At 39.8% G+C, this 7,519-nt stretch carries 6 protein-coding genes and 1 riboswitch; all 6 genes read left to right on the top strand.

The genetic code is table 11. The annotated features are described in order from the left end of the window. Positions 1 to 212 precede the first annotated feature (212 nt). Positions 213 to 400: riboswitch (cobalamin riboswitch) on the top strand. A gap of 163 nt (positions 401 to 563) precedes the next feature. Then, a complete protein-coding gene (gene nikB, locus QZ334_RS05765) occupies positions 564 to 1,502 on the top strand; it encodes a nickel ABC transporter permease (protein WP_295232669.1) in 939 nt (312 codons plus the stop codon). Beyond that, a complete protein-coding gene (gene nikC, locus QZ334_RS05770) occupies positions 1,502 to 2,323 on the top strand; it encodes a nickel transporter permease (RefSeq protein WP_005385374.1) in 822 nt (273 codons plus the stop codon). Before nikB ends, nikC begins: the two co-directional genes overlap by 1 nt. A 149-nt stretch (positions 2,324 to 2,472) precedes the next feature. After that, positions 2,473 to 4,041, top strand: a complete 1,569-nt coding sequence (locus tag QZ334_RS05775; RefSeq protein ID WP_295232674.1) for an ABC transporter substrate-binding protein — start codon at positions 2,473 to 2,475, stop codon at positions 4,039 to 4,041. Between the two features lie 12 nt (positions 4,042 to 4,053). After that, the gene (locus QZ334_RS05780) at positions 4,054 to 4,851 is read left to right on the top strand and encodes an ABC transporter ATP-binding protein (RefSeq protein WP_005385379.1); all 798 of its coding nucleotides are present in this window, start codon (positions 4,054 to 4,056) and stop codon (positions 4,849 to 4,851) included. Continuing rightward, on the top strand, positions 4,844 to 5,659 hold the full coding sequence (locus QZ334_RS05785; RefSeq protein ID WP_295232676.1) for an ABC transporter ATP-binding protein: 816 nt from the start codon (positions 4,844 to 4,846) through the stop codon (positions 5,657 to 5,659). The genes QZ334_RS05780 and QZ334_RS05785 overlap by 8 nt, the downstream gene beginning before the upstream one ends. 318 nt (positions 5,660 to 5,977) lie before the next feature. Then, positions 5,978 to 7,519: ABC transporter substrate-binding protein (locus tag QZ334_RS05790; protein ID WP_295232679.1), on the top strand; the 1,542-nt coding region annotated here is incomplete at its 3' end.

Raw genomic sequence — 7,519 nt, forward strand, 5'->3', positions numbered from 1 at the left:
GTGTATAAGAGACAGGCTGTATACAGTTAATATAGTAAAAAATCATATATATAAAATAATTCGTATAAGTTTATACATGAATGTGACCTTAATTACTAATTAATAATTTTTATTAGTATAAAAATTATATTGAGAATTCACGATATACACATACCCCTAAGGGGTATGTGTATTGTAAATAGAATATTAATATAGTATATTTATAATCGATAAAAGTGAATGAACTAGTGAGTGTCGGTGTTCACCGAGCGTAAAAGAGGAAAATGGGTGTAAATCCCATACTATGCAAATAGCTGTAATGAGGAGCAAGGTTTCATTATAGGGTCACTGGGAAACTGGGAAGGCCGAAATGTTGCGATGAGTCTGAGTCAGAAAGCCTGCTCTAAATGTATGGTATGCATATACTGTGCTTAATTTAGGTTAGTCAGGCGACTAGCTTTTTTTTGTTCCTCAGGGAGCTATATTTTTTCTTATTTTTGCGTATTACTGCTACGTTGAGTGGGAGGTACCCTTAGTTTTTCATTTGATTTGTTGTTAGTGTTTAGAGAGTTTAGGAGGCGCCTATGGGTAAACGATTTGCTAAACATTTGGGACAATTTATTGTAACCTTGTTTGGCATCACATTTTTGACATTTTGTCTCACCTATTTAGCTCCAGGCGATCCAGTAACGATGCTACTAGAAACGGCCGATACTATCGTGTCTCAGGAGCTCATTGATGAGACTCGAGCTCAGCTTGGGCTAGATAAACCGTTTATAGTGCAATATGCGAACTGGGTTGTGAATGCTGCACAAGGTGACTTAGGGATGAGTTACTCTGCTAAAAAGCCTGTTGTAGATCGTATGTTGGAGGCTTTGCCAGGGACAGTTATGTTAGCAGGTACATCATTAGTATTTACATTGCTCTATGCATTGCCGGCAGGGATTATAAGCGCCTTAAATCGAAACAAATGGATCGACTATCTGTTGCGCGTTGCTTCCTTTGTAGGCGTGTCTATGCCATCATTCTGGTTAGGCCTTGTACTGATTTATATCTTTGGTCTTAAATTAGGACTTGTTCCTATTGCATCTTCTCGTGTAACTCCTATCGGTGTAATTCTACCAGCCGTTACATTAGCTGTTGTAGTCGGGTCCAAGTACATGCGCCAAGTTCGTCTCGTTATTCTTGAAGAAATGCAAAAGGATTATGTTATCGGCGCACGTGCTCGTGGTGTGAGTGAGATGAAAATTTTATTCGGTCATATTTTGCCTAATGCAGTATTACCACTTATCACTATACTGGGCGTTGTTATCGGTTGGTTATTAGGCGGTGTTGCAGTTATTGAAATGGTATTCTCCTGGCCTGGCCTTGGGAATATGGCAGTATATGCCATTACCATGCGCGACTATCCATTGATCGAAGGTTTTGTGTTGTGGGTTGCCTTAGCATATATGTGTATTAATGCATTAGTTGATGCGTCATATATCTTGTTAGACCCTAGATTAAAAAGGGAGAGAGCATAATGGCAGAATTTATTCAAAAACATAAACTGTTCTCTTTCTACAGTACATTGATGATTATTGTTGTACTCATTGCTATTTTTGCACCTTGGCTGGCACCAGGTGATGCTTTTAGCTCAAATCTGAGTCAAGCATTACAAGCGCCAAGTAGTCAACATTGGTTTGGTACAGATAAGCTTGGTCGTGATGTATTGTCTCGCATCATTTATGGTACACAGTTATCCTTGTTTATGGGTGTCAGTATCGTTGTTATCATGGTAAGCATTGGTACTATTATCGGTGCCGTTGCCGGTTATTTCGGCGGGAAAATCGAAATGGTCCTCATGCGTCTTGCGGACATTATGCTATCCTTCCCGGGTGTAGTATTAGCCATTGCCATTGCTGGTATTTTGGGTGGTAGCATCGTGAATACGATTATAGCGCTATCTGTAGTTGGTTGGGCAAAATATGCTCGTCTTGTACGGTCTATGACGTTGAAAGTTCGCGGTGAAGAGTATGTAACGGCGGCTGTCATGATGGGGGCCTCTACAACGACTATTCTAAGACGTCATATCATTCCCAATATCCTTCCTCTTGTTGTTACAACAGGGGCACTTGATATTGGGGCTATCATGATTGAAGTAGCAGGTCTTTCCTTCCTTGGATTTGGTGCTCAACCACCAACACCAGAATGGGGCCTTATGCTTAACGAAGGTCGTCAATATTTACAAACCAGTCCATGGCTGATGGCATTCCCTGGTATGTCCATCCTTATCGTAGTTGCTATCTTTAACCTTTGGTCTGATTCCTTACGGGACGTAGTGGATCCTAAGAACCAAGGTTAGTTACGTGTGATGCTTATTTATAGGTTGTGTTGTGAAAGTTGTTATATAAATAGGCGGTAATAAGGTTTTTCCATTATGACTATTGTAGATTGTAGTGGTCATGATGTGTATGTTTTATGTTTATATGTAATGGAACAAGGAGATTTTACATGAAAAAATCTTGGAAAAAAGCCCTCTTAGCAGGTCTTAGCATTGTAGTGATGGGTTCCTTCATCGCTGGTTGCGGCTCTGATAATAATGGTGCTGCTAATAAGGATGTTTTAAAAGTTGGTGTAACTAACTTCGCATCCACATTAGAACCTACAGAAAACTTCTTCGCATGGGTTGTTATGCGCTATGGTGTAGGCGAAACATTGGCTAAGTTTGACGAACACATGAAACCTCAACCATGGATTGCATCTAAATGGGAAGTATCCCCAGACCATAAAACGTGGACTTTCACAATCAATGATAAGGTGAAATTCTCTAATGGTAAAAAAGTTGATGCTGCAGCAGTTAAAGCATCTATCGAACGGGCTTTTGAAAAATCCAATCGTGCAAAAACATTTTTCGAATATGACTCTATGGAAGCTAATGGTCAACAATTAGTTATTCATACAACAAAAGAATATCCTAATATGCCTGGCCTTTTAGCGGATCCGTTGTTCCTAATCGTTGACGTTCAATCTGAAAAAGATGGCCGTAACTTTGCCAAGGAAGGTCCTATCGGTACAGGTCCATACGTAGTTAAATCTTTCACAAAAGAACGTGCTGAAATGGCAGCCAACGAAAACTACTGGGATGGCACAGTACCTTTCAAAACTGTAGAAATTCCTTCCATCGACGATCCTAATACGCGTGCTATGAGCTTGCAATCTGGTGACGTAGATATGGCGGTTAACATCGGTGCTGGTGAAATGGGCTTATTCCAAAATAACGATAAGTTCAAGGTTGATGAAATCGCATCTCTTCGCGTAGTATTGGCTCGTATCAACCAAAAAGGTGTTCTTGGTGATGACAAAGTACGTGCTGCAGTTATTTCCGCAACAGACCGTAAAAACTATGCTGATGTATTGTTAAAAGGTACATTCATTCCTGGTTCCGCACCAATTCCACCATCCATGGACTATGGCTTCAAAGATTTGAAAGATCCTAATGCGTATAACCCTGAACGTTCTAAACAATTATTAGCAGAAGATGGTTGGAAAGATACTGATGGGGACGGCATCCTTGATAAAGATGGCAAACCATTAACATTTGACTTCGTAGTATATAATTCTCGTGCAGAATTACCACTTTATGCAGAAGCTGTTCAAGCAGACCTTAAAAAAGTGGGTATCGACATGAAAATCAAAACAGTTGACTATAACTTGATTGATAAAATGGGTCAAGATGGCGACTATGATATGCTTATCTCCAACATCGTAACTGCTAATACAGGCGATCCAATCTGGTTCTTAGCTAACTACTGGCATACTAATGTGGATGGTTCCAACCCTCAAAACGGTTCTGGTTACTCCAATCCACAAGTTGACCAATTGTTAGATGCTGCTGAAACTGAATTTGATCCTGCAAAACGTCGTGACTATGCAATTCAAATTCAACAATTATTGATGAATGATGGTGCTGCATTGTTCTTAGGTTACCCTAAAACTAATATCGTTACTGGTTCTTACTTGAAAGGTGCTGTCATGTACCCAAGTGACTACTACTGGATTACTAATAAAATTACAAAATAATAAGGAGCTATAATGGCAGAAAACATACTAACTGTAGAGAACCTTAACATCGCGTACCAAGGTGTGCCTGCTGTTATGGATGTAAACTTTACCTTGGAACGCGGTAAGGTATTGACCATTGTAGGGGAATCTGGATCCGGTAAAACTACCGTGATCCGGGCCCTCATGGGTTTATTGCCTATAGGTGGTGAGGTCACAGATGGTACAATGCTCTTTAATGGTCAAGACCTTCGCACCCTATCTAAGTCTGAATGGAGAGCTATACGTGGTAAAGACATGGCCATGATTTTCCAAGATAGTGGTAGTGCTTTAGACCCAATAGTTCGCATTGGTAAACAGTTTAGAGAATTATTTAAATCTCATATAGAAATTACCAATGATGAATGTGATCGACGAGCAATTGAGTTATTAGAATCTGTTTCTCTCCCTAATGGGGCAGATATATTGCGCCGTTATCCACATGAGTTATCCGGCGGTCAACGCCAACGTGTGGGCATTGCTATGGCATTAGCGCTGGATCCTGCGTTATTAATTGGTGATGAACCTACATCTGCTTTAGATGTAACAACACAATCACAAGTTGTTATGCAAATGCTAGAACTTGCTAAAGAGCATAATTCTGCTATCGTAATGGTTACGCATAACCTTGGTGTAGCGGCCTATATGTCCGACTATATAATTGTTATGAAAAAGGGTCGTGTTGTTGATGCTGGCACACCGCAAGATATTTTGGAAAACCCATCTAATGAATATACGAAGCAATTAAAAGATGCTGTACCAACATTGGAAGGAGGTCGTTACATTGACTAATTACGCTGTAGAATTAAAAAATGTATGTAAACGATTCCCACTTCCTACTGGTGGTGAGCTCGAAGCGTGTAAGAGTATTAATATCACCTTAGAAAAAGGCGAGTCCCTTGGGATTGTAGGGGAATCTGGCTCTGGTAAAACGACTTTAGTTCGTATGATTATGAAGATGCTGCCTATCACAGAAGGCGAGATTTATGTAGATGGTGTAGAGATTCAACATATGAACTCTGAGCAAACGAGAGAATACCGCAAGAAAATTCAAATGGTATTCCAAGATCCATCTGCGGCCTTCAATCCTCGTATGAAGGTAAAGGATATTATCCTTGAACCGTTATACAATTTTGGGCTTCTTGAAAAAGGCAAAGAAGAACAAATCGCAGGTGACTATCTTGAAATGGTAGACTTACCTCGCGAGTTCATGCATCGTTATCCTCATGAAATGTCTGGTGGTCAACGTCAACGTGTGGCTATTGCTCGTGCCATTGTACTTGAACCAGAAATTCTTGTTCTAGATGAGGCAACAAGTGCTCTAGACGTGTCTGTACAAGACTCCATTGCCTATTTACTAGCGCGTTTACAAAAGAAGAAAAATTTAACATATCTATTTATCGCTCATGATATTGCGTTCATTCGTACTATGTGCCACAAGGTGGTCGTAATGTACAAAGGCGCTATCGTTGAAGAGCTAGATGCATTCCATTTAGCAGATGCAAAACATCCTTATACAAAGGTTCTATTGAGCTCCATCTTTGAAATTGGCCAAGATCATAAGCCACTTACTTTAGAAGAAGCAGCTGTAGAAGCATAGGACTTTGGCACAACGTATCCGACTTCTCATTGTAGCGATCGCCTAGTGTATTCGACTAGAGGATTCGCCTACTAATATGGGTAAAATACAATAGGTACATATATAATAGCAGTTAGCTTTAGAGCTAACTGCTATTTTTGTATGTTACGTATCTATACAGATTTTCTCATATATATAATTATATCGAAAATTTTCTTAGAAATGATTGTGTTAACACTAAATATATAGTATAGTTGACTAAGCAACATACCCCCATGGGTATAATTGAAATATGCTCATATGAAGTGATATACATATAGAGAAAGGTTAGGTGTGTGAATGAAAGGATTACGTAAGGCGTTACTGATTGGTATGATGCTGGGTGTTACGGTTCTTGGTACTGTAGGCTGTATGAATCAATTATCCAATTCATCTAATGATGTATTAAAGGTAGGGGCTATTAGCTTTGCGGGTACATTAGAACCAACAGAAAACTATTTTAGCTGGGCCGTTGTACGATATGGTGTAGGGGAAACTCTAATAAAATTTGATGATCACATGAATGCTAAACCCTGGTTAGCATCCTCTTGGAAGCAAAGTGATGATAAGCTGACTTGGACTTTCACCATCAACGATAAGGTTAAGTTCTCTAACGGTAATGCTCTTACTGCTGAGGCCGTAAAGGCGTCATTGGAACGAACCTTTGCGAAGAGTAAACGGGCAAAAACATTCTTTAATTACACTGAAATGACGGCTAATGGTCAAGAGCTCACAATTAAGACCGATAAGCCTTATTATAATTTGCCAAACTTGTTGGGAGATCCATTGTTCCTTGTTATGGATGTAACTGCTGAGGCAAATGGTCGTGATATTGCGAAGGAAGGTCCTATTGGTACTGGTCCTTATGTAGTGACATCATTTACAAAAGAGCGTGCTGAGCTAGCACGGAATGATAACTACTGGGATGGCAAGCCAGGCTTTGCTAAGGTTGAAATTCCATCTATTAACGATGCCAATACACGAGCTATGGCATTGCAAGCGGGTGATGTAGATATGGCCGTTAGCATTGGACCTGGCGAATATGGTATCTTCCAAAACGATAAGAAATTTACTATTTATGAAGAATCATCTTTACGTGATGTATTCGTTCGGATGAGCCAAAAAGGCAAGCTTAAGAATGCTAATCTTCGAGCGGCCCTCATTGCCGGAGCGAATCGTGAGTCCTATGCAAAGAACCTTATGAAGGATACCTTTATTGCCGGTAAGGCTCCATTGCCACCGTCCATTGATTATGGATTCAATCAATTGCGGGATCCTAATAAATATAATGTTGAACGTGCTAAAGAATTACTTAAACGTGAAGGTTATATTGATACAAATGGTGATGGGATTGTAGATAAAGATGGTGAAAACCTAGTGCTTGATTTCTATGCCTATACATCTCGTCCTGAATTGCCATTATATGCAGAGGCATTACAAGCGGACTACAAAAAAATCGGTGTAGATTTACAAATTAAAATCATAGACTATGCTGTGATTGATACATTGGCGCAATCTGGGGATTACGATATGCTCATCTCTAGTGTAGTTACTGCTAATACTGGCCAACCTGTATGGTTCTTGAAACAATACTGGGGGACCGGTGCTGAGGCAAATGGTTCTGGATTCTCCAATCCACGTTTCGATGAATTGTTAGCTCTTGGTGAAAGTGCCAACGATCCATTAGTGCGTCGTAATGCGTTGATCAATGCACAACAATTGATGCTAGATGATTCGATAGCACTCTTCCTTGGATATCCTAAGATTAATATTGTAGGGAATAACCATATCGATGGTATTAAGATATCTCCATCTGAATACTATATCATTACGAAAGACTTA

It is taken from the genome of Veillonella sp. (assembly GCF_019414865.1).
Lineage (GTDB): Bacteria > Bacillota > Negativicutes > Veillonellales > Veillonellaceae > Veillonella.

Bases quoted from the DNA above. Each gene is read 5' to 3' on its own strand.
- nikB (WP_295232669.1), top strand. From the start codon at position 564: ATGGGTAAACGATTTGCTAAACATTTGGGACAATTTATTGTAACCTTG.
- QZ334_RS05780 (WP_005385379.1), top strand. From the start codon at position 4,054: ATGGCAGAAAACATACTAACTGTAGAGAACCTTAACATCGCGTACCAA.
- QZ334_RS05775 (WP_295232674.1), top strand. From the start codon at position 2,473: ATGAAAAAATCTTGGAAAAAAGCCCTCTTAGCAGGTCTTAGCATTGTA.
- nikC (WP_005385374.1), top strand. From the start codon at position 1,502: ATGGCAGAATTTATTCAAAAACATAAACTGTTCTCTTTCTACAGTACA.